The sequence below is a fragment of the Lentzea sp. NPDC042327 genome (assembly GCF_040647275.1).
Taxonomy (GTDB): domain Bacteria; phylum Actinomycetota; class Actinomycetes; order Mycobacteriales; family Pseudonocardiaceae; genus Lentzea.
In genome coordinates, this window is record NZ_JBEZBX010000011.1 from 94,932 (window position 1) to 119,009 (window position 24,078).

A 24,078-nucleotide genomic window follows, 5' to 3' on the forward strand; every position below is an offset into this window, starting at 1 on the left:
CCGTGTTAAGCCTTGGCGCCGTTGGTGTTAAACAAGTTTCGGCAGCACCTCGGCACCGAAGAGCCGGATCGTCTCGATGACCGACTCGTGGGGCATGCCCCCGATGTCCACCATCACCAGGTGCGTGTCGATGGACAGCGTCCGCGCCAACGCGTTCAGCCGCGCCGCCACCTCGTCGGGCGTCCCGCAGACCGCGGCACCCTCCATGATCTCGTCGACATCGATGTCACCGTCACCGCGCCACGGGTCGGCGAACCGCGCGTACTCGGCCAGGTGCGGCCGCCACCGCTCGCGCGCGTCGGACTCCGCCACGAACACGTGGCTGGGCACCCCGACGCGGCCGGTGGGGAAGCGTTCGCGGTAGCGCTGCACGACGTCTTGGTAGATCGACGGGTCGCGCAGCGTCGAGGGCAGCATCAGCGGCATCTCCAGCTCGGCCCCGAGATCGGCCGACACCGCCGATCCCGACCCGATCCACACCGTGGGGCGCGGCGTCTGCACCGGCCGCGGCGTCGTCGTCACCTCGGTCAGCTGGCCGCGGAACCGCCCGTCCCAGCTCACCTCCGGCTCCTCCAGCAGCTTGAGCAGCAGCCGCAGGTGCTCCTCGAACCGGGCCCGCAGCTCACCGGGCTGCACCCCGAACGCCGCGTCGGTCTGCTGGTCCACCCCGCGCGCCACGATCAGCTCCGCGCGCCCGCTCGACAGCACGTCGAGCGTCGCCAGCGCCTCGGCCACCAGGACCGGGTCGCGGTGGGCGAGCAGCGTGACGCCCGTGGACAGCCGCAGCGTGGTCGTCCGCGCCGCCACGGCCGACAGCAGCAGCTCGGGGGCGGACACGATGTAGCGGGTGAAGTGGTGCTCGCCGATCGCGACGCCGGCGAACCCCGCATCCTCAGCCACCACCGCCTGCTCGACCATCGCCCGCAGCCGTTCGGCCTGCGGCACCTCCCGGCCCGTGCACGGGTTGGGCAGGTGGTCGCCGAGGATCAGCAGGTAGACGTCCATGACGGACATTTTTCCAGCGCGCGGGGTTAGATGGTCGACATGGTCACCGACAACCGCGCGGAGAGCCGCTACGAGGTCCACGTCGACGGGAAGCTCGCGGGCTTCCTGGAGTACCGGGACGTGGGCGGCGTCCTCGCGCTCGTGCACACCGAGGTCGACGACGCCTACGCCGGGCAGGGCCTCGGCGGGCAGCTCGCGAAGTTCGCACTGGACGACGTCCAGGCCCGCGGGGTGAAGATTTCGCCCCTGTGCCCGTTCGTGGCGAAGTACATCGACAAGCACCCCGAATACCGTGTTACCGTCCGGTAGATAGTTGCGAGCGCTAACGATCGGGGTGAGCGGGCGTGTGGAGTGAGCCGGGCGCGTTCGAGGTGGCACCAGGTGTGCACCGCATTCCGCTGCCGCTGCCCAACGACGGCCTGCGGGCGGTCAACGTGTACGCGGTCGAGGACGGCGACGGCCTGGTGATGATCGACTCCGGCTGGGCCCTCGACGAGGCCCGCGACCAGTTGGAGGCCGCGCTCGGCACCCTGGGCAAGGGCTTCGAGGACATCCGCCGGTTCCTCGTCACGCACGTGCACCGCGACCACTTCACGATGGCGGTGTCGCTGCGCCGGACGTTCGGCAGCAAGATCGGCCTGGGCCTCGGCGAGCAGCCGTCGCTGCGGCACATGCTGCACGGCCAGGAGGACCAGCACGTCTCCGACCTGCGCAAGTGGGGTGCCGGCGAGCTCGCGGAGACGTGGGTCAAGATCATGCACAGCGTCGACCGCGGCGAGGCGCTGCGCGACTACGAGGAACCCGACGAGTGGCTCACCGCGTCGACCCTCGACCTGGAGCACCGCAGCCTGGAGGTCATCCCGACGCCGGGACACACCCGCGGCCACGTCGTGTTCGTCGACCACACCGCGAAGGTCCTGTTCTCCGGCGACCACGTCCTGCCGCACATCACCCCGTCGATCGGCTTCGAGCCGTTGCGCCCCGAACTGCCCCTGGGCGACTACATGACCTCGCTGCGGCTCACGCGCGGATTGCCCGACCTCAAGCTCCTGCCCGCACACGGTCCCGTGACCGACAGCGTCCACGCCCGCGTGGACGAGCTGCTGAGCTTCCACGAGCAGCGGCTGGAGGAGATCGGCAAGGCCGTCGCGGGCACCGCGTTCGAGACCGCCCGCAAGATCGGCTGGACCCGCCGGCAACGCCGGTTCGACGACCTCGACATGTTCAACCAGGTGCTCGCGATCGGCGAGACCGCCGCGCACCTCGACGTCCTCGTCGAACGCGGCGAACTGACCCGGACGGAGTCCGGGGGCGTGTTCGAATACTTGCCCTGACGGCGGAGAGCCTGAGGGAGTTTCGGGCAAGAGCGATGACCAAACGGGCATTCCTCCATTTTCGCTTCATTCTTCTCGACGGGGAAACTACAGTCGATACCACGAGGTGAGGTGACTCACCGGCTTTCCTCGACGGAATCGCGTCAATGGTCCTCGGGCTTTGTCGTGAATTCCGCCGGTGTGTGGCGCACATCTTTTGTTTTTCGACTCGTCGTGTTCCAGGCCCACGGTGGAGTTTGCGATGATTGGTCTAGCGGCATCGGGAGCCGTCGCACGGGCAGACGAGTGGGTGTTGCGGCGCCTGCCCACGGCGGCCTGGGGTGCCGGGAAGAGCGCGGCGGCGGCCGAGGACCTCGTGAGGGAGCTGAGCTCGGAAGTGCTCGCCGGCCTGCCCGAGGTGGCGGAGGTCAGCCGGGACGAGGCGCGGCGCTTGCTCGTCGGCCTGGGGTTCTGCGGCAGCGCGGTGGCGCGGTTCGCCGTGGAGACCGGGCAGGAGGTCGAGCAGGCGTTCGGGCACCTCCGCGTCGGGCGGTCCGCGTGCGCGTTCCGGCGCTACTACGCCGACCTGGCGGAAGCGTCCGGAGCCGGGCATCCGCCACGCCAGGCTTTCGCGTCCGTCGTCACGTGGAACGCGCCCACGGTCGTCGTGAGCGCCGACGGCATGCCGGACGTCCGAATCGCATCCGCGTACGGCGACGGAAGAACGAGGACCTGGACGGGCACGAGCGACGAATCGAATCTTTGGAGGCTGTTCAAGAAGAGCGTCGCCCTCGGTGCCGCCGCCAACGAGTTGCTGTCGCCGCTGATCTCCGGTGAGGTGGAGGTGGAGTCCCCGGAGTTCGTCCGGCGGGCTCTCCTCGCCGCGGAGCTGATCGACAGGATGCGCGAAGAAATGCGCTCGTTCACCGTCAGGAGGCCGACCGGCGGCGGTTCCATGTCGGTCGAGGTCTTCATGGGTGAGATCCGCCAGTACGGCGTTCCCTGGGACCCCGGGGCGGAGGCCCCCAGCGGTCCGCACGAGGCGGAGTGGCTCAAGCGCGACATGATGCTCGGTCAGCGCTCGCCCGAGTACGTGGACCAAGTGCGCCGAAGGTATCCACAGCTGCTGGAAGGGGATGTGCGAGGCGTCGAGGACGCCCTCCGGTCCCCCTCCCTGGAACAGGTCGTGCGGCGGGCCTGCCTGCGCCACCTCTCCTCCGACCACGACAGCGGCGGCAGCCGGCGGGCTCAGGTGCTGTCCGGCGTGCTCGCGGTACGGGCTGTCCACCGTGCGGCAGGCCTGTGCGCCGCCGCGCACCTGGGCCTGGCGAGGAGGTTCCTCTTCGTCCCCCGGCGGCGTTCGGCACCGGCCGGCGAGCGCCCCGGCCTGGAGGTGACCGCGGTGGCCAACGACGCCGGCATCACGGGCATGACCGAAAGCGTCGTCAAACGACTGACCGAGCGCAGGCTCGAACCCGTTCTCGACGACGTCGTCGGGAGAGCGGGAGAAGCCGAGCTGAGCCAGGCGCAGGCCGCACTCGACCGGTGCACCCGCCCCGCGGTCACGATCGTCGATCTTTCCGTCAATCCCTGATCCGTCCCGGGCTCGCGTGCTGGAATGGCGGGCGTGACCCCGCTCGAGCTCGCCGCCTGGACGTGGAAGATGCCACGACGAGGCAGAGGTTTCTGGTTCTCCCTGGCCATCGACGTCCTGTGGCCGATCGTCGTGCTGTTCGTCCGCCTGCGCGTGCGGGGCCGTCAGCACGTGCCCGGCACCGGTGGCGTGATCCTCGCGTTCAACCACCTGTCGAACTCGGACACGGTCGCCGCCGTCGTCTTCGCGCTGATGTCGGACCGCGTCCCGCGCATCCTCGCGAAGGCCTCGCTCTGGCGCACGCCGCTCTTCGGCCGGGTCATGCGCTCAGGCGGCCACATCCCGGTCGAACGGGGCACCGTCAAGGCCGCCAGGGCGCTGCGCCCGGCCGTGGAGGCGCTGAAGGCGGGGGAGTGCGTGATGGTGTTCCCCGAGGGCAGGTTCACCGACGACCCCGGCAACTGGCCGATGAAGGGCAAGTCCGGCGTCGCGCGGATGGCCCTGGAGAGCCGCGCCCCGGTCGTCCCGGTCGCCGAGTGGGGCACCCAGGACCTGCTGCCCAGGGGCACCGTGCTGCCGCGGTTGCTGCCGCGCAAGCGGGTCGAGGTGGTCGCGGGTGCGCCGGTCGACCTGAGCGACCTCTACGACCGCGAACTGACCGCCGAGGTGCTGGACGAGGCGACCGCGCGGGTGATGGATGCGATTGCGGTCACGTTGTCCGGCATACGTTCCGGGGAACCGGGTAGCCGAAGGACATGACTCTGCCCAAGGAAAGCATCAGGCCCGGCGGCGACGGCTTGTGGGCTTCCGTGATCCCGGAACCGCGCGAGGAGCAGCAGTGGGTCGTGCAGGCGGACGACGACCCGTTGATCGTGCTGAGCGTCGACTGACCGCCGGCGACGGACCCGCTACCGCCCAGCTCTGGTGGGCTCGGCGGAGCAGGCAGCCCCGTGGACCAGTCCCGCCAGAACGGCGGGGCTGCCCGCGCTGTCCGGGAAACCGCCCGTGATCAGCGCGGCAGCTTCACCACGGTGACGAAGAAGTCGTCGATCTGGCGCACCACGTCGATGAACCGGTCGAAGTCCACCGGCTTGGTCACGTAGGCGTTCGCGTACAGGCTGTAGCTGCGCAGGATGTCCTCCTCCGCCTCCGACGTCGTCAGCACGACCACCGGGATCGACCGCAGCTCGGCGTCCGCCTTGACCTCGGCCAGCACCTCGCGGCCGTCCTTGCGGGGCAGGTTCAGGTCCAGCAGGATCAGGCCCGGCCGCGGCGCGTTCGCGTACTGGCCCTCGCGGCGCAGGAACTCCAGCGCCTCCACACCGTCCTTCACCACGTGCAGCTGGTTGCGGATCTTGTGGTGCTCGAACGCCTCCTGCGTCATCAGCGCGTCGCCGGGGTCGTCCTCCACGAGCAGGACGTCGATCACGGTCAGCGGTGCCTCGTTCATGCGGTTTCCTCAGGCAGTGCGTCGGTGGCGGGCAGCGTGAACTCGAAGCGCGTACCGGAGTCCACACCGGTGTTCAGCCAGATGGTGCCGCCGTGGTACTCGACGATCTTCCGGCACATCGCCAGTCCGATGCCCGTGCCGGGGTAGGCGTCCTTCGGGTGCAGGCGCTGGAAGATGACGAAGATCCGGTCAGCGTACTCCGGCTCGATCCCGATGCCGTTGTCGTGCACCGAGAACCTCCACATGTCGCCGTCGCGTTCCGCCGCGATGGTGACGACCGGCGGGTCCTCGCCCCTGAACTTCAGCGCGTTGCTGATCAGGTTCTGGAACACCGCGCTGAGCAGCGTCGCCTCGCCGCGCACCGGGGGCAGGTCGGCGACCACGAGGGTCGCGCCGGTCTCCTCGATCCGCTCGGAGAAGCTGTCCTCCAGCTGGCGCACCACCTGGTTGAGGTCCACCATCGTGCGTTCGCGGGTGATGCGGCCCACGCGGGAGAACGCCAGCAGGTCGTTGATCAGGCCCTGCATCCGCTTGGCGCCGTCGACGGCGAAGTCGATGTACTGGTCGGCGCGCTCGTCGAGCTGCCCGCCGTAACGGCGTTGCAGCAGCTGGCAGAACGACGCCACCTTGCGCAGCGGTTCCTGCAGGTCGTGCGAGGCCACGTAGGCGAACTGCTCCAGCTCGGCGTTCGAGCGCTGCAGCTCCGTCTTCGCCGCCTCCAGCGTCGCCAGCTCCTGCACGATGCGGTGGCGCATCGCGTTGACGTCGTCGCCGAGCATCACCGTCTCGCGCGGGCCGTGCACGTCGATGCGGCGCTGGAAGTCGCCGTTCGCGACCTCCCTGACCTGTTCGGCGAGGCTCGCGAGCGGACCGATCAGCATGCGGTGCAGCAGCGCCGACAGGCCGCCGATCACCGCGACCAGCAGCACGCCCATGCCGATGACCAGCCACAACACCACGTTCGCCGCGGCGCTCAGGTCCTGCCTGGCCTGCCGGCCCAGCTCGCCGATGTCGGTCTGCAGCCCGGCCAGCTCGGCGCGGATCTGGTCGAACAGCACCTTGCCGCGCTCGATGTCGCTCGGGCTGCCGGGACCGGACAGCTGGACCGCGGTGATCGTCAGCTCCGCGTACTCGGCACGCCACTGGCCCGCCAGCCGGCCGATGCGGTCGAGCCGGCCGCCGGGGTCACCGACGTGGTCGCGCACCCGCTGCGCGGCCTCCCGCTCGGCGTTCTGCCCGTCGAGGTAGGGCCGCAGGAAGTCGTCCTCACCGGTGAGGACGAACCCGCGCAGGCCGGTCTCCTGGTCGAGGAACGCCCGGTTGAGGTCCTTCGCCTCCCGCGCGGCCGGCTCGACCGCGTCGACCGCGCGCTGGCGGGCCGTAGAAAGCGAGTCGAGCGCCACCACGGTCGAGGAGATCGCCACCGCCGTCATCACGAGCAGCACCGTGACGATGACGACCAGCATCCGGCTGGCCGGCATCCGGTCGGACAGTTTCACGTGAGCTTCACCTGGGGTCTTTCAGCAGCAGGACGGCCATGTCGTCGTCTAGTTCCCCGCCGTTGAGCCGGGTAACCTCCGCGATCACCGGATCGAGCCACGACGCGGTGCCGCGGCGCAGCTCGTCCTGCATGATCTCGCACAGGCGCTCGACACCGAGCCGGTCGGTGTCGTCGGGCACCCGGCCCTCGATCAGGCCGTCGGTGAAGCACATGAGCGACCAGCCGGGCGGCAGCGGCACGTCCACGCCGGTCCACGCGTAGTCGGGCAGCACGCCCAGCGGCACGCCGATCTTCGACTGGGGCAGGTCCACGATCTGCTGACCGGCCACCAGCAGCGGTTCGGGGTGACCGGCGAGGAAGTAGCGGGCCGAGCGCCGGTCCGGTGCCACGGTGACGGTGCAGGCCGTGGTGAAGATGCCCTCACCGTGCCGCTCCGCGACCAGCACCTGGTCGAGCGTCCGCAGCACCTTCTCCGGCGGTTCGCCCGCGAGCACCAGCGCACGCCACGCGATCCGCAGGCAGACGCCCAGCGCGGCCTCGTCGGGGCCGTGGCCGCAGACGTCGCCGATGATCGCGTGCACCGTGCCGTCGGGCAGGCCGACCGCGTCGTAGAAGTCACCGCCGAGCAGCATCCGCTGGCCACCGGGCTGGTAGCGGACCTCCAGGTCCAGGTCGGAGCCCTTGAGCAGCGGGGGAGGGAGCAGGCCGCGTTCCAGGCGGGCGCGTTCCTGGGCGACCAGGGTGGCCTCGCGCAGCTTCTGCTGGGCGTCGTCGGCCCGGCGCCGTTCGACCGCGTACCGCACGCCGCGCAGCAGCAGCTCGCCGTCGACCTGACCCTTGACCAGGTAGTCCTCGGCACCGGCCGCGACCGCGTCGATGCCCTCGCCCTCGTCGTCCAGGCCGGTGAGCACGATGATCGCGGGCGCGCGGGGTATGCCCAGCAGCCGGTGCAGGCCGTTCAGGCCGTGGGAGTCGGGCAGGCCGAGGTCGAGCAGCACGCACTCCGCGTCGGCCAGCAGGGTCTCCGCTTCGGCCAGCGTGCGGGCACGCGTCAGCTGGAATGGCGCGTTCGCCTCTTCGAGGAGCGCCTCGACGAGGACCGCGTCACCATCGTCGTCCTCGACCAAGAGGACGCGCACGGTCTTGGTTCGCATCACGTCGGACTTTAACGCGATTCGGCTGCGCGGTCGGTGTCCGGCCTACCAGGATGGCGGGCGTGTTGATCCGCCTCGCCCAACCAGCCGAACTGCCGTACCTCCAGGAGATCGAAGTCGCCTCCGGCGAACCGTTCACCGACGTCGGCATGCCCGAGATCGCCGCCGACGCCCCGATGTCGCTGGAAGCCCTGGCAGAGCACGAGGTCTGGGTCGCGGTGGGCGGCAGCGGGGTGCCCGTGGCGTTCATCGCGGTCGGCCCCGTGGACGACGCCACCCACATCCACCAGGTGAGCGTCCACCCGTCGTGCGCACGGCAGGGCATCGGCGCGGCGTTGATCGAGCACGTCACGCCGGCCGACCGCGCTGTGACGCTCACGACGTTCCGCGACGTGCCGTGGAACGCGCCCTACTACGAGCGGCTCGGGTTCCGGACGGTCACCGAGCCGTCACCGGGGCTCGCGGAGCTCATGCGCGAGGAGGCCTCACGGGGCCTCGATCCCGCGACCAGGGTCGCGATGGTCCTTCTCCCAGCGCACGAACGTCCCTGACGCCACCGACAGGCTGCTGAGCAGCCACACCAGCACCCCCGCGTCGTCGGTCACGCCGATCACCGGCAGCAGCTCCGGCACCAGGTCGATCGGCGAGACCAGGTACACCAGCGCCACCGCCCACAGGGCGAGCTGGTTGCGGGGCAGCCCCCGGTACGCGCCGCTGCGCCAGGCCTTCCACAACCGCGGGAGGGCCTTGGCGCGGGTGATCGGGTTGCCGACCGGCCCCGGCAGGCCCTGCGCACGCCTGCGGCGGTAGCGCACGACGCCCAGCGCCAGGAACACCAGGCCCAGTGCCGTCATCACCCAGCCGACCGGCGTCGGGCTCAGGCCACCGAGCGGCGCGTCGCGCAGCAGCAGGATCAGCAGGCCGGACAGGGAGATGAACGCTCCGAAGACGACCATCGCTAACTCGGCTCCTGGAACAGCATCGTCGGGATGGACTTCGGCGGCTGCCGCTGCGGTTCCGGCTGCGCGAAGTCGAACACCTGCTCCGGTGCCTCCTCCGCGGGAACCTCCTTGACCACCGGCTTGCGCGCCGCCTTCACCGGTGGTGGCGCGGACACGTCGAGCGCCTGCCGCGCCTTGGAGATCCAGACCTTCTGCATCGCCTCGTCCTTGCTGCCGGCCGCGGACGCCGCGAGTCCGGAGAGGACACCGCGGATGCGCGCGACCAGCGCGGGATGCCGCCGGACCGCCTGCCACACCGCGTGATCACCCGGCAACCGGGCCGAGACGAGCTTCGTCACCTGAGCGCGCAGCTCCGATGTGGACAGATCGAGCCAACGCTCGACCGCTGACGGGCCAATCGCCACGTGCACAGCCTCCCCGAGAACGACAACCGCCCCCACAGGATCTCACGGATCGAGCGGGGGCAGGTGGTCCGGGCGCTTTTCGCCGCTCGGGTCAGGAAGCGACGACCTCGAGCAACACCTTGCCGTTCTCGTCGTGGATGCGGAAGGTGGCGATCTCGTGCCACCGCATGGCCACGTTCGCCTGCAACCGGATCGTCTTCTTGTCGCCGGCCACGGGTTCCGGTGCGAACCAGGACGTGACCTGGGCGACGCGGCCCGCGCGGCCGACCGCGACGAGCGAGCCCTTGGACGGGCCGGACATCCCGCTGACCTCGATGTCCATCGACGTGCCCCACGGCTCGTCGGACGCGGTGATCTTCGTGAACACACCGCTGTTCGGGTCCTGCTGCTGCACCTGCATCGACGAGTCGGCCTGGTTGTTGGCCACCCGCGTCTGCGAGGTCGACGTGCTGGGGTTCTGCCCGCCCCCCGCCTGGTTCGACCCGTCGTCGCCACCGACGACCAGCGTGGTGACCACGGCGGTCACCGCGATGACACCGGCTGCCGCGGCGGCCACGCCCTGCGCGATGAACCACCGCCTGCGCTTGCGCCGGGCCGCCACCGCGTCGAGCATGACCCGCACCGACTTGCCGTCCGGGCGTTCCGGAGCCGTCCCCCTCAGCATCCCGCCCGCGTCGGCCTCGTCGATGAGGTCCGGCACCACCGCGAAGTCGCGCAGGTCAAGAGCACACCGCCGACATTCGGTCAGGTGGTTCTCGAACGCCTCCACCTCATCGGCATCGAGGATGCCGAGCACGTAGGCGGCGACGTCGAGGTGGTCTGGTGCCGTTGTCACCGCGTCTCTCCCCGATCGTGCAACGCACGCCGCAACGCACGCAGCGCGTAGTACACCCTCGACTTGACCGTCCCCGGTGGCACGCCCAGTGCCGCCGCGGCCTCACCGACGGTGCGGTCCCGCAGGTACGTTTCGAGAATAGCCTCCCGGTGCTCCTCGGAGAGACCGTTCATCGCCTCGGCGACGACGATCGCCGCGAGGGTGCGGTCCTCCTCACCGCCCGAGGGCGACTCGTCCGAAGGGGTCAGTTCGAACTCCTGCGGACGGACGCTCCGCTTTCGCCTGTCGTCGATGACCAACCGCCTTGCCACCGTGAACAACCACGACCGCAGGAGCACGGGGTCACGTTCGAGCTTCTCGGCGTTGCGCCAAGCCCTGACCAGTGTCTCCTGCACGATGTCCTCGGCCCATTGACGATCATGGCCGGTCAACCGCATGCAGTGTCCCAGCAGGGCGCTGCCGAATTCCTCGTACAGCCGACGGATCAACTCTTCTTCGAGAGATCCCGGTCTTGGTGATTGTTCGTCTAACTCACGTTGACGTCTATGCCGCGCCACGGGGGACATCCTTGCCCCATCAACCGTCTCAAGTCGAGAGGCAAATATTCCTCACGAAGTTCGTGAACCGTTGCCGGATCGTGTCCGTACTCCTCGGTACCCAAGCCGAGAAAGGACCCTGCCGATGCGACGTGGACAGGCCGTCGCCGCCCTGGCGGCACTGGCTCTCAGCCTCACCGCGTGCGGCAGCTCGCAAACGCCCGCCACCACGCCCGATGGCGGTCTCAAGGCCGCACCGGCGGACCTGAGCAAGGTCACGCTGCTCGCGGTGGCGGAGTCCGCGCAGGTCGGCTGGCACGTCACCGACGGCGACGGCCTGCCGCTCTACCGGTACGACAAGGACACGCCCAAACCCGCGAAGTCCAACTGCGAGGGTGAGTGCGCGAAGGCGTGGAAGCCGGTGAAGGCCGACAACGACCCGATGGCCGCCGGCGTGGACCCCGGTCTCATCGGGACCGTGACCAGGTCCGACGGCACGAAGCAGCTCACGATCGCCGGGTGGCCGCAGTACACGTTCGCCGAGGACGAGACGGCCGGTGACCTCAAGGGCCAGGCCAAGGGCGGCGTGTGGTTCGCCACCGCCCCCAACGGCGCCAAGATCACCGGCGGCAAGGCCCAGAACAACGCGAAAACCGGTACGACCGGTGCCACGCCGACGGCGCCACCGCCCTCGTCGTCCGCGGCCGCACCCGGTTATTGACCTCGTGCCGATCCCCGGAACCGACTCCCCGAACCAACTTCCTGAACCAACTCCCAGAACCAACTCCCAGAACCAACTTCCTGGACAACGAGGACTTCAAGACGATGACCAGAGCCCTCGCCACCGTCTTGGCGATGTTGTTCCTGTTCTCCGGCGGTGCGGTCACCGCGTCCGCCCAGCCCGCGGACACCGGGGGAACGGTGCAGGCCGAAGGCGGCCCGTTGACCGCGAACGACCGGGACCTCCTGGTGAAGGTGCGCCAGGCCGGTCTGTGGGAGATGCCGATGGGCGAGCTCGCCCAGACCAAGGCGCAGAACCCGCGCGTGAAGGTGGTCGGGAAGCAGCTGATGCTCGACCACATGAAGCTGGACGAGGCGGTGAAGAAGCTCTCGGCCCAGCTGAACGTCCCGATCCCCGACCTGCCCAGCGCGGCGCAGCAGTCCTGGATGGACGAGCTGAACGGCCTGGAGGGCGCCGCGTTCGACCAGGCGTTCGCCGACCGGCTGCGCGCGGCGCACGGATCGGTGTTCGCGTTCGTCGCGAAGGTGCGCATCCAGACCCGCAACGACCTCATCCGGCCGTTCGCGCAGGTCGGCATCGACGTGGTGATGAAGCACATGACGTTGCTGGAGAGCACCGGCCTCGCGGGTGACGCCGCGTTCGCCGAGCCCGTACCCGCCGGCGGCATCATCAACGCGACCCTGGCCTCCGGTGAGGGGCCGAACATGTGGGTGATCCTCACGGTCACCGCCGCGGGAGTGGTCCTGACGATCCTCCTGCTCCGAGTCCTCCGCCCGCGACGGCCGGTGAGGTGAGTCTGCAAGACCCCGTCTGAGAACGGGAAACGGAGGTGGTGTCCCCAGGTCAGAGGCACTCCAACGCGGACCTGTTCCCACCCGCCCGGCCCTGCTGTGCCCACTCCTGCACCGCAGGACCGGGCGGGTTCCCGCGAGAGTTTCACCCGTTCGGAGTTCGTTCGGAGGAAGTGTTGTTGTCCAGCCAGATTCCGCTCCTGGTGGCCCAGGCGTCCGAGTTCGACTCGGGCCTGAAGAAGATGGCCCAACTCTCCGCCAGGCTGGCTTACGTCTTCATGTGCGCGACCTTGTCCTGGGGCGTGCTCATCGCGACCGGGTGGGCCGAGAAGCTCACCGGCCGGGAAGGACTGAAGAACGGGCACATGGTGCTCGCGTCGCTCGCCATCGCGTTCGGTGCGGTGCACGCCTTTGCGTTCACGTTGCTGCAGAACGGGGCGTTCAGCTACGTCAAGCTCATCCTGCCCTTCGTCGACGGCGGCCTCTTCCGGCACGCCCTCGGCATCCTCGGACTGGAGGTCATGGCCGCTATCGCCATCCTGGCGTCCATGCGGCACAAGGTCTTCTACCGCAAGTGGCTGCGGTTCCACCAGACGGCGTACATCGCCGTGGCGATCACCGTTGTGCACTCCTGGTTCGGCGCCATCGCGAACGGCAACCTGGCCGTGCTGTGGCTCGCCGGTCTCACGATCCTCGTCCCCACCGCGACCCTCGCCCTGGCGCGGTTCCTGCCCCCGGAGGTGCTGATGCGCATCGGCATGCTGGAGCCCGAGCGGGGCAAGGAGCCCGGCATCGGCGAGGGCGACGCGATGGACGTCAGCGTCAACAACGAGAAGTGCCACCGCTACGGCACCTGCCAGGCGGAGGCCCCCGACGTCTTCCAGCTGATCGAGGACAACCGCCTGACCTACAACCGCCGCCCGCCGGAGGAGCACTTCGCCCAGGCGCGGTCGGCCGCCCGCGCGTGCCCCATGCGCGCGATCGAGATCAGGGAGCGAGTGAAGTGAGCGAGCGGATTGTGGTCGTCGGCGGCGGACTCGGTGGAGTCCGCTCCGCGGAACGGCTGCGCGAGATGGGCTTCGACGGCAGGATCACGATCCTGTCGGCCGAACGCCACCTCCCGTACCACCGCCCATGCCTGTCCAAGCAGATCATCACGGGGGAGTGGCACCCCGACGACTCGCTGCTGTCGTACTCGGGCGACCTCGACGCCGAGTGGCGCCTCAACTCCCCCGCGCTGCACCTGGACCCGAAGACGCAGTCCGTCTGGGTGCCCGGCGGTGAGGAGATCAAGTACGACGGCATGATCATCGCCACCGGCGTGGACGCCAGGGCGATGGGCGGGGCGCCGCGCCACGACCCGCGGGTGCACGTGCTGCGCACGCTGGACGACGCGGTCGCGATCCGCAGGAACATCCGCCAGTCGCAGGGGCTCGTCGCCGTCATCGGCGGTGGCTTCATCGGCTGCGAGCTCGCCTGCTCCGTGCGGCACATGGGCCGCGACGTGGCCCTCATCGTCCGGTCGCCCGCGTTGCTGGGCGGTGTCGTCGGCGACGACATCGGCAAGAAGATCACCGAGGCGCACGTCGAGCACGGCGTGCGGCTGGCCACCGGCGTCGGCATCAAGCACTGGGTGCGCCAGCCCGGCGGCATCGGCATCCACCTGAGCGACGGCCAGGTGTTCTTCGCCTCCTGCGTCGTGCTCGCCGTCGGCGCCTCGCCCGCTGTCGACTGGCTGCGCGGCTCCGGCCTCGTCATCGAGGACGGCGTGCTCTGCGACGCGACCAACCACGTCGTCGGCGCCGAGAACATCGTGGCCTGCGGTGACGTGGCCCGGTGGCCGAACCTGCGCTTCAACGGCGTCGTCCGCCGCGTCGAGCACTGGCTGAACGCGGTCGAGGGCGGCCGCGCGGCAGCCGAGAACCTGTTGGTGGGCCGCAACTCCGCCAAGCCCTACACGCCGGTCCCGCGGTTCTGGACCGAGCAGTACGGCATGCGCGTGCAGGGCGCGGGCCTGCCCGTGCTGGGCACCGACACCACCGACGTCAACGGCCTGACCGGTTTCATCGCCGACGGCAAGCTCGTCGGCATCGTCGGCCTCGAACAACCCGGCAAGATCATCACCGAGACGCCGGAGCTGTTCCGGCAGAACACCGTGGACCTCAGCCGTCCGGTGTGGACCCAGCCGGCCGAGGAGACCCCGCAGCCGCTGCCCACCACCCAGATCCCCGTTCCCGAACCAGTCGCCGCCCGCGCATCGTCGGTTCCCCCGTCGGTCTCGTCGTCGACGTCCCCGCCTTTGCAGCGGCGGAGGCACTCGCGGTCGAGGCCGGAGATGGTGCGCTCGGGCGGAGGACGCGCGAGGCCCTAGATCCGAGGCCGGCCCCACCGGTACAGGGCAAGCGGAGACGAGCGACTCCGACGCGCCGCGCGGCCAGGTGGCGGACCAGACGCCCGCGGCGTGCGCTCGTACCGCGCCGGTGGGGCCGGCCTCGCCCTCTCGCGTCCACAGCGGTGTGGCGGCCCGGCGGGCTCCCGGGCCGCCACACCGGCCTTTCCAGTCCCGCGGTCAGGTGGAATCCACCACTGGGCCCGCCGGCATCCCGATAACGTCGTCGCCATGAGCGATCCGCCGGTGCGCAACGAGATCGGAACCGTCAACGGCGTCGCCCTCCAGGTGGGCACGATCAACGGCCCGGTCACCGTGCACGTGCCACCCGAGGTGCCCGAGGACGATCCCGGCGCCGACCCGCTCGTGGTCGACGTGCGGCTGCGCAACCTCGACTACGTCTCCCTCACCGACGGCGACCGGGTCGTGGACGTGCCGGCCAGCGGCCACTCCGTGCAGCTGATCGTCACCGGCGTGTCCAGGACCCCGGTGGTGCTCGCCGAGCTGCGGGTCGAGGTGCTCACCAGGACCGACCGGTCAGGGCCGCTGAACCGGCACGCCGCCGCGGTGCCCCGCCGCCGGTTCGAGGTGCTGCTCGACGCCACGCCTCCACGGCTGCGTGCGCTGGGGGACACCGACTTCCCCTACGAGGTCGGCCTGCACGAGTCGGAGGCGTTCGACCTCAAGGTCGTCACCGAGCAGGGCGACGTCGAGTGGGTGCTGCACCTGGACTGGGTGTGCGGGCGGCGCAGCGGGTCCCTGCGCGTCGGGCTCGGGCACTGGCCGTTCCGCACCGCCGCCCGCTACCCCGGGGCGGTGCGGTGACGGGAGGTCGCGTGTACGTGCTGACCCACCCCGTCCGGGTCGTGCCGGTGGTGGTCGAGGACCCCGCGTTCGCCGGCGTGGTCGAGGTCAGCACCCGCACCCACATGAGCGCGGTCATCGCTCCGGGACCGGTCACCGGGCCGGTGGCCGAGCACGTCCCGCTCACGGGGCACAACGTCGTGCTGCGGGTGCGCGGCGCGGTCGTGGTCGAACGGGTCGGCATCGCGCAGGTCCTGGAGCTGCCGCTGGACGCCGACGGGGTCAGCCTGGTCCACAACCACCACACCGCGCCGCTGACACCGGACTTCGTCGAGGAGGTGGTGCGGTCGGGCGCCGCGTACGCGCCGCTGGCGGCTCCCGACGTCGAGGTGGACCTGGACCGCGGCACCACGCGCGGACTCGACGGCGCCACGACCCTGCCGTTGCGGGTGGCGGCGGGGGAGGTCGCCGAGCTGGTGCTGGCCCCGGTGACGAACGTGGTCGACCTGGTGCGGTGGACGCTGGTCGTGCACCTGCGCCGCGGCGAGGACACGGCCGCGGTCACCGCCGGGCTCGCGGTCACCGCGGAGACCTCGATGGGGAACGGTGCCACCGGGGAACGTGCCGCGGTGCAGGTGTTCTACCCGGACCACTGGCACCGGGGTGCCACGCGGGAGGACGTCGTGGCACGGCAGGGGGCGGCGGAGTTCTACGCCTTCGCGGCCCACCTGACGGCGGACGGTTCCGGGTTCGTCCGCTTCCCGGAGCTGGACGGGGACCCGGAACCCGCCGAGGCCACCCGGCTGTGCGCGGAGGCCGACCGGATCGCGGAGGAGGGCGACCGGGACGCCGCGCTCGCCGCGTACACCGCGGCGGCGGAGGCCGGCAGCGGTGCCGCCGCGTTCCGGCTGGGCCACCTCGCCGACGTGACCGGAGCCGTCGAGGACGCCGTGCGCTGGTACACCCTCGCGGCGCGGCGGCAGTTCCGGCCCGCGTTCAACGACCTCGCGGCGCTGTACAACCGGCTCGGCCGCCTCGACGAGGCCGAGCACTGGTACCGGCGGGCCGTCGAGGTCGGCGACTGGGTCGCGGTGAGCGGGCTGGGGGTGGTGCTCGTGCGGCGCGGTGCGCCCGAGGCGGAGGCCGTGCTCCGGATGGCCATGACCACCCCGGCCGGCGAGGCGATGGTCAGGACCACCGGCGACGAGTACGCGCACCGGGTGCGGCAGGCCGCGGCCGTCGCGGCGGGTCTGCTGGGCGACCTGCTGGTGGCGCGGGGCCGCGTCGACGAGGCGGCCGAGGTGCTGCGGGAGGCGGTCCGCGGTGGCAACGCACTCGCCGCGCACTCGCTCGGGCAGCTGCACCACGACCGCGGCGACCTCGACGCGGCACGGCGGTGGTGGCGGGAGTCGGCCGAGGCCGGGTTCCCGTTGAGCGCCCACCACCTGGGCCGGCTGGCCGAGGAGGAGGGGGACGCCGCCGAGGCCGAGCTCTGGTGGCGGCGCGCGGCCGCGGCGTTGCCGGCGACGCTGACCCGCGGCACCTTCGCCCTGGACGGGGAGCACGGGGTCAGCTTCGTGATCGGCGACCTCGCGGAGTCGGGGGAGGTGCTGGCCGCGTACGCGCTCGGCATCCGGTTGCGCTACCGCGGCGAGGCCGAGGAGGGCGGCCACTGGCTGCGGCTCGCGGCGCGCGCCGGTCACCAGGCCGCCCGCTACGAGCTGTCCGACGAGCCGGACTGGACGCAGGTGGCCGAGGTCCACCTGCTGGAGCCGCACCGGCTCGCCGTGCGGCAGGACGGCTGGTACCGCCTGCCCGACCCCGGCTGGACGGCGGGCGCACCGGTGCCGGTCGACGCGCTCGTGGGCGCGTACGCGGTCGACGGGGACGGTGGGCTCGGCCCGTTCCAGCCGAACCCGCTGTACGTGCCGCAGACCAGGGCGCTGCCGACCGATCCGGTGCACGCACTGCTGAGGCGGGTCCTGACCGACGAGACCGCCGGTGCGCGGCTCCTCGGCCTGCTCGCCGGCACCGTCGTCGAGATCGCCACCGACGAGCGGGGCCACCTGCGGCTGCTGCGGTCCCCGGACGGCCGGCCGTGCGTCGCGGTCGTGACGGCGGAGCTGCACAAGCGGCGGCTGCCCGCGGTGCGGTGGCACCGGGTCGTCGGCGACCGGCTGGCCGAGGTGGTCCCGGACGAGGTCGAGATCCTGCTCAACCCCGGTGACACCGCTCAGCTCCTGCTGCTGACGGCCGCCTTGCGCCCATGACCGGCACGGTCCGCGTCGGGCACGGCGCACCGGAGGTGGTCACGGCCGGGAGCCGAGCGGGCACGCGCAGGCGCAGTCCGAACAGGACACCGGCACGACCGCCCGCCGTGGCTCAGCTGAGCAGCTCGTGCGCCGACGTCGTCGGTTTGCCGGGGTGGACCGGCAGCGACTCCAGGCCGTACACGATCGACAGCCTGCGGAACGCGAGCGCCCCCGGTTCGACGGCCAGGCGCATCTGCGGGAACCGCCGCACCAGCGCCGGGTAGGCGATCCGCAGCTCCATCTTGGCCAGCTCCGCGCCGATGCAGCGGTGGGCGCCGTAGCCGAACGCCAGGTGCTGGCCCGCCGCGCGGGACGGGCAGATCCGGTCGGGGTCGGAGTACACGTCGGTGTCGCGGTTCGCCTGCGACAGCGAGCACACGACGATGTCGCCCGCCTTCACCCGCGTGCCGGCCACGTCGACGTCGCGGCGGGCGATGCGCGGGAACGCGACCTGCACGACCGTGTGGTGCCGCAGCAGCTCGTCGACCAGCGAGCTCACCGCCTTCTCATCACCGTGGACCTGCTCCATCAGCTCGGTGGAGCGCAGCAGTGCGAGCGTGCCGAGCGAGATCATGCTGGCGGTGGTCTCGAAGCCGCCGGTGAGCAGGCCGTCGGCGAGGCCGGCGAGCTCGTCGTCGTCCAGGTCGTCGCCGTGCTTGCGGATCAGCTCGCCGAGCAGGCCGTCGCTCGGGTTGGACCGCTGCGCGCGCACCAGCTCGCGGAAGTAGACGATGGACTCCGACACCGCCGACAGCGACGCGGTGGCGGCGCCGGCCAGGTCGAAGCGGGCGACGCTGCGGCGCTGGAACTCCTCGCGCTCGCTCAGCGGCACGCCGAGGAGCTCGCAGATCGTCAGCGCGGGCACCGGCAGCGCGAAGTCCTCGACCAGGTCGACGGCGCCGTCCTTCATCGACATCAGGTCGAGCTGGTCGGCGACGATCTGCTCGATCCGCGGCACCAGCCGCGACAGCCGGCGCATGGTGAACTCCGGCGTCAGCACCTTGCGCAGCCGGGTGTGCTCCGGCGGGTCGCTGAAGCCCAGGCCACCCGGCGCCTCGTCGGCGAACAGGCCCAGCTCCTTGAGGTGGCCGAAGTCGTTGCTGAACGCCTCGACGTCGACGAGCACCTGCTTGGACGCCTCGTGGCCGGTCACCAGCCAGACCGGCACGGGCAGTGGCAGCCTGGTCACCGGGCCGTGCGCGTGCATCCGCGCGAGCTCCGGGACCGGGTCCACACCGTTGCGGCGCAGCGGGGCCAGCACGCGCGAGGGCACGAACCACGACGACTCCAGGTCGAAGCCGGTTCGGCTGAGCCGGGCGAGCAGGCGCCGTCCCACCCACTCGGTCAGTCGGGAGCGCACGTCCGTGCCCGACCGCAGCATCTGCTTCATGAGACGGTTTCCCTTCGGCGGCAAGGGGGCTGAGGGATCGGACAATAGCGACAGGACCGTGCGCGTGTCGTCATACCTGAGATCTAGTACCCAGGTAGGTACGCCCGTTCTCAGGGAGTGGTGACGACCTGGCCGGCCCACGACAGCCCGCCGCCGAAAGCGAAGAGCAGCACCGGAGCACCCGAGGGCAGCTCGCCGCGTTCCGCCATTTTGGACAGCGCGAGCGGGACGGAGGCCGCGGAGGTGTTGCCGGAGTGGACGACGTCACGTGCGATGACCACGTCATCGGACAGGTCGAGCTTGCGGGTGAGCGCCTCGACGATCCGCAGGTTGGCCTGGTGCGTGACGACGCCGGCGAGGTCGGTGGTGGCGATGCCCGCCCGCTCGCAGGCCTGCCTGGCGATCGCGGGCAGCTCGCTGGTGGCCCACCGGAACACGGCCTGGCCCTCCTGGGCGAACCGCGGCTGCCACTCGTCGACGAGCCGGACGGCGCCGCTCCTGGTCGGGTCGGAGCCCCACACCACCGGGCCGATCGCCGGGTCTTCCGAGGCGCTGAGCACGGCGGCGCCCGCGCCGTCGCCGAGCAGGATGCACGAGCTGCGGTCGGTCCAGTCGACCAGGTCCGACATCTTCTCGGCGCCGACCACCAGCGCGTGCCGGGCGGCACCGGCGCGGATGGTGTGGTCTGCGGTGGCGAGCGCGGTGCAGAAGCCGGCGCAGGCGTTGTTGAGGTCGAACACGACCGCGGAGGGGATGCCGAGCCGGGCGGCGACCTGGGCCGCGGTCGACGGGCTGCGGTCGATCGCCGAGCACGTGGCCACGATCACCTGGCCGATCTCGGCCGCCGGCACCCCGGACGCGGCGAGGGCCTTGGCGGCGGCCGCGGCGGCCATGTCCGTGACGGACTCGTCGTCGGCGATGCGGCGCGTGGCGATGCCGGTGCGCTGCAGGATCCACTCGTCGTTCGTGTCGACCATCTGCTCCAGGTCGGCGTTGGTCAGCACCCGTTCCGGCTGGTGGTGGCCGAACGCGACAACACGGGATCCGGACAAGGTCAGCTCCTTCAGCAGGCGGGTCGCCGGGAATATAGCAACCGATCGGTCGGTAGCTGAAGGGCCTGTGATCATCGTCGGCGCGGCTATCATCAGGCCGTGAGCCCGCGCCGATCTGCCGCCGACACCCGTGAGACGCGGCAGCGCATCCTCGGCCACAGCCTCGCGATCGCCTCGCAGGAAGGCCTGGAGGGGCTCACGATCGGCCGGCTCGCGACCGAGCTCGGCATGAGCAAGGCCGGGCTGCTGGGCCACTTCGGCACCAAGGAGGCGTTGCAGCTCGCCGTCGTCGACGCCGCCGCGGAGGTGTTCCTGCGCGAGGTGCCGCGCCGGGTCAAGCAGCTGCCGTCCGGGCTGCCGCGGCTGAAGGACGTCTGCGAGGCCTGGGTGTCCTACCTGGAACGCAACGTGCTGCCCGGCGGCTGCTTCTTCACCGCGGCCACGGCCGAGTTCGACGGCCGCAGCGGACCGGTGCGCGACGCGCTGGCGGGCATGAACGCGTTGTGGCGCCGCGACTTGCGCATCCACATCCGGCGCGCGGTGTCCGACGGGGACCTGCCGCCCGACACCGACGTCGAGCAGCTGATCTACGAGCTGCTCGGGATCATGCTGGCGCTCAACCACTTCCTGCAGCTGGAGAAGGACCCGGCGGCACCGGCGCGGGCCCGTCGCGCGCTGGAGCGCCTGTTCCGCTGACCGCTCAGGTCCGAAGTGGACTCACGTGTTCCGCCGCTGCGCCAGCCGGACCTGGATCGACTCGACGGTCACGCCGCCGTCGGCGTGCCGCTGCAGCTTGCCGCGGCTCACGAGGTCGTGCACGCCCTGCCGGGTGATCCCGAGCATCGCCCCGGCCACCCCGAACGACACGTGCTGCCGGCTCGGGTGACCGGCCCTGCGCGCGACGACCCGGCCCAGCGGGGTGGCCCACCAGCCCTCCGGCGGGTCGAACGGGGTGTCGCCGGGGTACAGCACCGTCATCAGCCGGATCGCCAGGTGCCGCGCCTGCTCGTCGCGGCCGCCGAGCAGCTGCTCGGCCCACGTGTTCGCGTCGGCGTGCACCTGGTCGTGCAGCGCGTCGAGGTCGGCGGTGGGCAGCAGGATCTCCAGCGGGTCCAGCAACCGGCTGGTCACCAGGCGGATCAGGTCCACGCGCAGTTCGAGCTGCTCCTGACTGCTCACTTGACAGAAGATAGCAAGTACTTGACGGCTTGTGTCAAGTACTTGCGCCGTCCCAGCCACCACCACGAGCGCGTGGCATGTGTCCGGTACGCGTCCGGTAGTTACGATCAGGCGCTGTGGAGTTCCGGGTGCTGGGGCCGGTGGAGTGCTACGGCGACGACGGCGCGCGCCTGAACCTGGGCCCGCCCAAGCAACGGGCCGTGCTCGCGCTGCTGCTCGCCCAGGCCGGGCGGGTGATCCCGGTCGACCGGCTGATCAGCGTGCTGTGGGACGACGCACCGCCCAAGACCGCGCTGAAGAACCTCCAAGTCTACGTCTACCAGCTGCGCAAGGTCGTCGGCTCACGGCTGCTGTCGCGCGCGCCCGGCTACCTGATGTCGGTCGACGCCGCGGAGCTCGACCTGATCCGGTTCACCGGGCTGCTGGAGGTGGCCCGCCGCGAGCGGACCCCGCAGCGCTACCGGGAGGCGCTCGCGCTGTGGCGCGGGCCCGCGCTGGCCGACCTCGCCGCGTCCGGGCTGCTGCGCGGGGTGGTCGCCCGGCTGGAGGAGCTGCGGCTGGCGGCACGGGTCGAGTGCGCCGAGGCGGAGCTGGACCTGGGACGGCACGTCGAGGTCGTCGCGGACCTCTCCGAGTGGGTGCGCGAGCACCCGTTGAACGAACGGCTGCGCGAGCAGCAGATGACCGCGCTGCACCGCGCGGGCAGGCCGGCCGAGGCGCTGGCGGCCTACCGGGAGTGCCGCGGCGTGCTGGCCGACGAGCTGGGCGTGGAGCCCGGTGAGCGGCTGCGCCGGTTGCAGGCCGAGCTGCTGCGGGCGAAACCCGTTGCCGCGCAGGCGGTCCGGCAGCTGCCGCCGGACGTGGTCGCGTTCGCGGGACGGTCCCGCGAGCTCGCGCTGATCCGCTCGCAGGTCCGGCCCGACCGGGTCGCGGTGTGCGTGGTCACCGGGCAGGCGGGCATCGGCAAGTCGGCGCTGGCCGTGCGGGCGGCGCACGAGATCGCCGGGTCGTTCCCGGACGGCCGGCTGTACGCGGACCTGTCCGACGGCGCCGCGGACCGGGTGCTCGGCCGGTTCCTGCGGGCACTGGGCGACCGGCCCGGTGACGAGGAGGCGGTGCGCTACCGGTCGCTCACGGCGGGGCGGCGGCTGCTCGTGGTGCTCGACAACGCCGCCACGGCCGATCAGGTCCGGCGGCTGCTGCCGACCGGTCCCGGCTCGGTCGTGCTGATCACGTCGCGGCGGCCGCTGACGGCGTTGCCCGGCGCGTCCTGCGTCCGGCTCGGCGCGCTGCCGCTGGACGAGGCCACGCAGCTGCTGTCCGGGGTGGCCGGTCCGGTCGGTGCCGCCGCCGAGCTGGTGCGGTGGTGCGGCGGGGTGCCGCTGGCGCTGCGGATCGCGGGCGCCCGGCTGGCAAGACGTCCACAGTGGACGGCCGAGGTGCTGGCCGCGCGGCTGGCCGGCGAGACCCGGCGGCTCGACGAGCTGCGGCTCGGTGACGTGGCGGTGCGGTCGGCGTTCTCGGTCAGCTACTCCGAGCTCGGTTCTCCCGCCGCGGCACGGGTCTTCCGGTTGCTCGGGCTGCTCGACGGCCCCGACTTCGCGGTGGCCGCGGCGCGGGCGCTGACCGACGTGCCGGACGTGGAGGAGCTGCTCGCCGAGCTGGCCGGCGCGCACCTGGTCGAGGAGCCGGTGCCCGGCCGGTTCGCGGTGCACGACCTGCTGCGCCTGTTCGCCCGCGAGCGGTGCCGCGCCGCGGAGTCGCCGGCCGAGCGCGCGCTCGCGCTGGAACGGCTGCACAAGCACTACCTGGAGGCGCTGGCGGACAACCCGGGCGACCTGTGGCTCGCGGAGGAGCGCGACAACCTCCTCGCCGCCGCCCACCAGGCGTCCCCCGCCGACGCGATCGCCTTCGCCGCCGGGCTGTCGTGGTACTTCCGGCGGCGCTCCGAGCTGGCCGACTGGGCGGAGCTGAACGTGCTGGCGCTGGAAGCGGCGCGGTCGCTGGGGGACGTGCGGGCGGAAGCCCTGGCGTTGAAGGAGCTCGGCGCCGCCTGCGAGCGCGGGTTCCGGTTCACCGAGGCGCTGGCGCACTGGACCCAGGCACTGGAGCTGGCGCGGTCGCTGCACGACCGGCAGCTGGAGGCGGTGCTGCTGAACAACCTCGGCATCGTGCACTGGCGGCGGCGTGACCTGGCGGCGGCCCTGTCGTCGCTGGGTGCCTCGCTGGCCCTGCGGGAGGAGCTGTCCGACGCGCGGGGTGCGGCGTACGTCCGCACGAACCTCGGGCTGGTGCACGCCGCTTCGGGGGACCTGCCGGCCGCTCTGGGGTGCTACGAGGAGACCCTGCGGACGTTCCGGGCGTGCGGTGACCGCTCCGGCGAGCTGCACGCGCTCGCGAACACGGCCGACGCGCACCGCCGGCTGGGGTCGCTCGACCGGGCGCTGGAGCTGGCGGCCGAGGCGCTGGCGCTGGCGCGGTCGGTGGGGGACCGGCAGATCGAGGCCGGGGTGCTGCTCGACCGGGGGAGCGTGCACGAGCTGGCCGGGCGCGCCGGTCCGGCGCGGGAGTCGTACGCGGAGGCCGGGGAGCTGTCGCGGCGGATCGGGTTCCGCTGGGGCGAGTCGGAGGCGGCGCGCAAGCTGGCGGCGCTGGACGGCTGACC

General features: G+C 71.6%; 25 protein-coding genes. 14 read left to right on the top strand and 11 right to left on the bottom strand.

The genetic code is table 11. The features are described 5' to 3' along the window. Positions 1-27: 27 nt before the first annotated feature. Positions 28-1,005 carry an LLM class flavin-dependent oxidoreductase gene (locus AB0A63_RS26795; protein WP_360396226.1) on the bottom strand — a complete coding sequence of 326 codons (978 nt, stop codon included), beginning with the start codon at positions 1,003-1,005 and terminating at the stop codon, positions 28-30. A gap of 39 nt (positions 1,006-1,044) precedes the next feature. Between AB0A63_RS26795 and AB0A63_RS26800 the strand changes: the two genes are divergently transcribed. From AB0A63_RS26800 to AB0A63_RS26820, 5 genes are all read left to right on the top strand, one after another. After that, positions 1,045-1,314: a GNAT family N-acetyltransferase gene (locus tag AB0A63_RS26800; RefSeq protein ID WP_360396228.1), complete on the top strand. Its 270-nt coding sequence runs from the start codon at positions 1,045-1,047 to the stop codon at positions 1,312-1,314. A gap of 35 nt (positions 1,315-1,349) precedes the next feature. Next, a complete protein-coding gene (locus tag AB0A63_RS26805) occupies positions 1,350-2,339 on the top strand; it encodes an MBL fold metallo-hydrolase (RefSeq protein WP_360396230.1) in 990 nt (329 codons plus the stop codon). A 241-nt stretch (positions 2,340-2,580) separates the two neighbouring features. Beyond that, complete coding sequence (locus AB0A63_RS26810; protein WP_360396232.1) at positions 2,581-3,912, top strand: hypothetical protein; 1,332 nt, start codon at positions 2,581-2,583, stop codon at positions 3,910-3,912. Positions 3,913-3,945: 33 nt separating this feature from the next. After that, a complete protein-coding gene (locus AB0A63_RS26815) occupies positions 3,946-4,671 on the top strand; it encodes a lysophospholipid acyltransferase family protein (RefSeq protein ID WP_360396234.1) in 726 nt (241 codons plus the stop codon). Next, positions 4,668-4,802 (top strand): hypothetical protein, encoded by a 135-nt coding sequence (locus AB0A63_RS26820; RefSeq protein WP_360396235.1) that lies wholly within the window; start codon positions 4,668-4,670, stop codon positions 4,800-4,802. The genes AB0A63_RS26815 and AB0A63_RS26820 overlap by 4 nt, the downstream gene beginning before the upstream one ends. 119 nt (positions 4,803-4,921) lie before the next feature. On the opposite strand, the gene AB0A63_RS26825 is transcribed toward AB0A63_RS26820, so the two are convergent. Genes AB0A63_RS26825 through AB0A63_RS26835 form a run of 3 tightly spaced genes read right to left on the bottom strand, consistent with a single transcriptional unit; the run spans position 4,922 to position 8,017 of the window. Continuing rightward, positions 4,922-5,362 carry a response regulator gene (locus AB0A63_RS26825; protein ID WP_360396236.1) on the bottom strand — a complete coding sequence of 147 codons (441 nt, stop codon included), beginning with the start codon at positions 5,360-5,362 and terminating at the stop codon, positions 4,922-4,924. Continuing rightward, entirely contained in the window at positions 5,359-6,861 is a 1,503-nt protein-coding gene (locus tag AB0A63_RS26830; protein ID WP_360396238.1) for an ATP-binding protein, read from the bottom strand. Before AB0A63_RS26830 ends, AB0A63_RS26825 begins: the two co-directional genes overlap by 4 nt. A gap of 7 nt (positions 6,862-6,868) precedes the next feature. After that, positions 6,869-8,017, bottom strand: coding sequence for a SpoIIE family protein phosphatase (locus tag AB0A63_RS26835; protein WP_360396240.1), 1,149 nt, complete (start codon positions 8,015-8,017; stop codon positions 6,869-6,871). Positions 8,018-8,070: 53 nt separating this feature from the next. Between AB0A63_RS26835 and AB0A63_RS26840 the strand changes: the two genes are divergently transcribed. Next, a complete protein-coding gene (locus AB0A63_RS26840; RefSeq protein ID WP_360396242.1) occupies positions 8,071-8,568 on the top strand; it encodes a GNAT family N-acetyltransferase in 498 nt (165 codons plus the stop codon). Here the strand turns inward: AB0A63_RS26840 and AB0A63_RS26845 are convergent. From AB0A63_RS26845 to AB0A63_RS26860, 4 genes are all read right to left on the bottom strand, one after another. Then, positions 8,503-8,973: a YkvA family protein gene (locus tag AB0A63_RS26845; RefSeq protein WP_360396244.1), complete on the bottom strand. Its 471-nt coding sequence runs from the start codon at positions 8,971-8,973 to the stop codon at positions 8,503-8,505. The genes AB0A63_RS26840 and AB0A63_RS26845 overlap by 66 nt on opposite strands. A gap of 2 nt (positions 8,974-8,975) precedes the next feature. After that, positions 8,976-9,317 carry a hypothetical protein gene (locus AB0A63_RS26850; RefSeq protein ID WP_360396246.1) on the bottom strand — a complete coding sequence of 114 codons (342 nt, stop codon included), beginning with the start codon at positions 9,315-9,317 and terminating at the stop codon, positions 8,976-8,978. 157 nt (positions 9,318-9,474) lie between these two features. Beyond that, entirely contained in the window at positions 9,475-10,218 is a 744-nt protein-coding gene (locus AB0A63_RS26855) for a zf-HC2 domain-containing protein (protein WP_360396248.1), read from the bottom strand. After that, positions 10,215-10,784, bottom strand: a complete 570-nt coding sequence (locus tag AB0A63_RS26860; RefSeq protein WP_030468711.1) for a sigma-70 family RNA polymerase sigma factor — start codon at positions 10,782-10,784, stop codon at positions 10,215-10,217. Before AB0A63_RS26860 ends, AB0A63_RS26855 begins: the two co-directional genes overlap by 4 nt. A gap of 115 nt (positions 10,785-10,899) precedes the next feature. On the opposite strand from AB0A63_RS26860, the gene AB0A63_RS26865 reads away from it, so the two are divergent. The 6 genes from AB0A63_RS26865 to AB0A63_RS26890 all read left to right on the top strand — a co-directional run bounded on the left by AB0A63_RS26865 (position 10,900) and on the right by AB0A63_RS26890 (position 17,750). Next, on the top strand, positions 10,900-11,475 hold the full coding sequence (locus tag AB0A63_RS26865; protein WP_360396250.1) for a hypothetical protein: 576 nt from the start codon (positions 10,900-10,902) through the stop codon (positions 11,473-11,475). Between the two features lie 104 nt (positions 11,476-11,579). Then, positions 11,580-12,290, top strand: a complete 711-nt coding sequence (locus tag AB0A63_RS26870) for a DUF4142 domain-containing protein (protein WP_360396252.1) — start codon at positions 11,580-11,582, stop codon at positions 12,288-12,290. 170 nt (positions 12,291-12,460) lie between these two features. Then, positions 12,461-13,294 carry a ferredoxin gene (locus AB0A63_RS26875; protein ID WP_360396254.1) on the top strand — a complete coding sequence of 278 codons (834 nt, stop codon included), beginning with the start codon at positions 12,461-12,463 and terminating at the stop codon, positions 13,292-13,294. Then, positions 13,291-14,658, top strand: coding sequence for an FAD-dependent oxidoreductase (locus tag AB0A63_RS26880; protein WP_360396255.1), 1,368 nt, complete (start codon positions 13,291-13,293; stop codon positions 14,656-14,658). The genes AB0A63_RS26875 and AB0A63_RS26880 overlap by 4 nt, the downstream gene beginning before the upstream one ends. Positions 14,659-14,907: 249 nt before the next feature. Beyond that, the gene (locus AB0A63_RS26885; protein ID WP_360396257.1) at positions 14,908-15,501 is read left to right on the top strand and encodes a hypothetical protein; all 594 of its coding nucleotides are present in this window, start codon (positions 14,908-14,910) and stop codon (positions 15,499-15,501) included. A gap of 11 nt (positions 15,502-15,512) precedes the next feature. Further along, positions 15,513-17,750, top strand: a complete 2,238-nt coding sequence (locus tag AB0A63_RS26890) for a type VII secretion system-associated protein (RefSeq protein WP_360396259.1) — start codon at positions 15,513-15,515, stop codon at positions 17,748-17,750. Between the two features lie 112 nt (positions 17,751-17,862). Here AB0A63_RS26890 and AB0A63_RS26895 read toward each other — a convergent pair whose 3' ends face one another. Together AB0A63_RS26895 and AB0A63_RS26900 are read right to left on the bottom strand one after the other, a co-directional pair. Then, positions 17,863-19,182, bottom strand: coding sequence for a cytochrome P450 (locus AB0A63_RS26895; protein WP_360396261.1), 1,320 nt, complete (start codon positions 19,180-19,182; stop codon positions 17,863-17,865). 110 nt (positions 19,183-19,292) lie between these two features. After that, positions 19,293-20,234 (bottom strand): beta-ketoacyl-ACP synthase III, encoded by a 942-nt coding sequence (locus tag AB0A63_RS26900; RefSeq protein ID WP_360396263.1) that lies wholly within the window; start codon positions 20,232-20,234, stop codon positions 19,293-19,295. 99 nt (positions 20,235-20,333) lie between these two features. Between AB0A63_RS26900 and AB0A63_RS26905 the strand changes: the two genes are divergently transcribed. Continuing rightward, positions 20,334-20,930, top strand: a complete 597-nt coding sequence (locus AB0A63_RS26905) for a TetR/AcrR family transcriptional regulator (protein WP_360396265.1) — start codon at positions 20,334-20,336, stop codon at positions 20,928-20,930. A 21-nt stretch (positions 20,931-20,951) separates the two neighbouring features. Here AB0A63_RS26905 and AB0A63_RS26910 read toward each other — a convergent pair whose 3' ends face one another. Next, the gene (locus tag AB0A63_RS26910) at positions 20,952-21,413 is read right to left on the bottom strand and encodes a hypothetical protein (RefSeq protein ID WP_360396267.1); all 462 of its coding nucleotides are present in this window, start codon (positions 21,411-21,413) and stop codon (positions 20,952-20,954) included. A 116-nt stretch (positions 21,414-21,529) separates the two neighbouring features. Between AB0A63_RS26910 and AB0A63_RS26915 the strand changes: the two genes are divergently transcribed. Continuing rightward, complete coding sequence (locus AB0A63_RS26915; protein WP_360396269.1) at positions 21,530-24,076, top strand: BTAD domain-containing putative transcriptional regulator; 2,547 nt, start codon at positions 21,530-21,532, stop codon at positions 24,074-24,076. Positions 24,077-24,078: the final 2 nt, after the last annotated feature.

Excerpts from the sequence above, each read along its gene's own strand:
- AB0A63_RS26795 (WP_360396226.1), bottom strand. The coding sequence starts at position 1,005 with ATGGACGTCTACCTGCTGATCCTCGGCGACCACCTGCCCAACCCGTGC.
- AB0A63_RS26800 (WP_360396228.1), top strand. The coding sequence starts at position 1,045 with ATGGTCACCGACAACCGCGCGGAGAGCCGCTACGAGGTCCACGTCGAC.
- AB0A63_RS26810 (WP_360396232.1), top strand. The coding sequence starts at position 2,581 with ATGATTGGTCTAGCGGCATCGGGAGCCGTCGCACGGGCAGACGAGTGG.
- AB0A63_RS26820 (WP_360396235.1), top strand. The coding sequence starts at position 4,668 with ATGACTCTGCCCAAGGAAAGCATCAGGCCCGGCGGCGACGGCTTGTGG.
- AB0A63_RS26825 (WP_360396236.1), bottom strand. The coding sequence starts at position 5,362 with ATGAACGAGGCACCGCTGACCGTGATCGACGTCCTGCTCGTGGAGGAC.
- AB0A63_RS26835 (WP_360396240.1), bottom strand. The coding sequence starts at position 8,017 with ATGCGAACCAAGACCGTGCGCGTCCTCTTGGTCGAGGACGACGATGGT.
- AB0A63_RS26840 (WP_360396242.1), top strand. The coding sequence starts at position 8,071 with ATGGCGGGCGTGTTGATCCGCCTCGCCCAACCAGCCGAACTGCCGTAC.
- AB0A63_RS26845 (WP_360396244.1), bottom strand. The coding sequence starts at position 8,973 with ATGGTCGTCTTCGGAGCGTTCATCTCCCTGTCCGGCCTGCTGATCCTG.
- AB0A63_RS26860 (WP_030468711.1), bottom strand. The coding sequence starts at position 10,784 with ATGTCCCCCGTGGCGCGGCATAGACGTCAACGTGAGTTAGACGAACAA.
- AB0A63_RS26865 (WP_360396250.1), top strand. The coding sequence starts at position 10,900 with ATGCGACGTGGACAGGCCGTCGCCGCCCTGGCGGCACTGGCTCTCAGC.
- AB0A63_RS26870 (WP_360396252.1), top strand. The coding sequence starts at position 11,580 with ATGACCAGAGCCCTCGCCACCGTCTTGGCGATGTTGTTCCTGTTCTCC.
- AB0A63_RS26885 (WP_360396257.1), top strand. The coding sequence starts at position 14,908 with ATGAGCGATCCGCCGGTGCGCAACGAGATCGGAACCGTCAACGGCGTC.
- AB0A63_RS26895 (WP_360396261.1), bottom strand. The coding sequence starts at position 19,182 with ATGAAGCAGATGCTGCGGTCGGGCACGGACGTGCGCTCCCGACTGACC.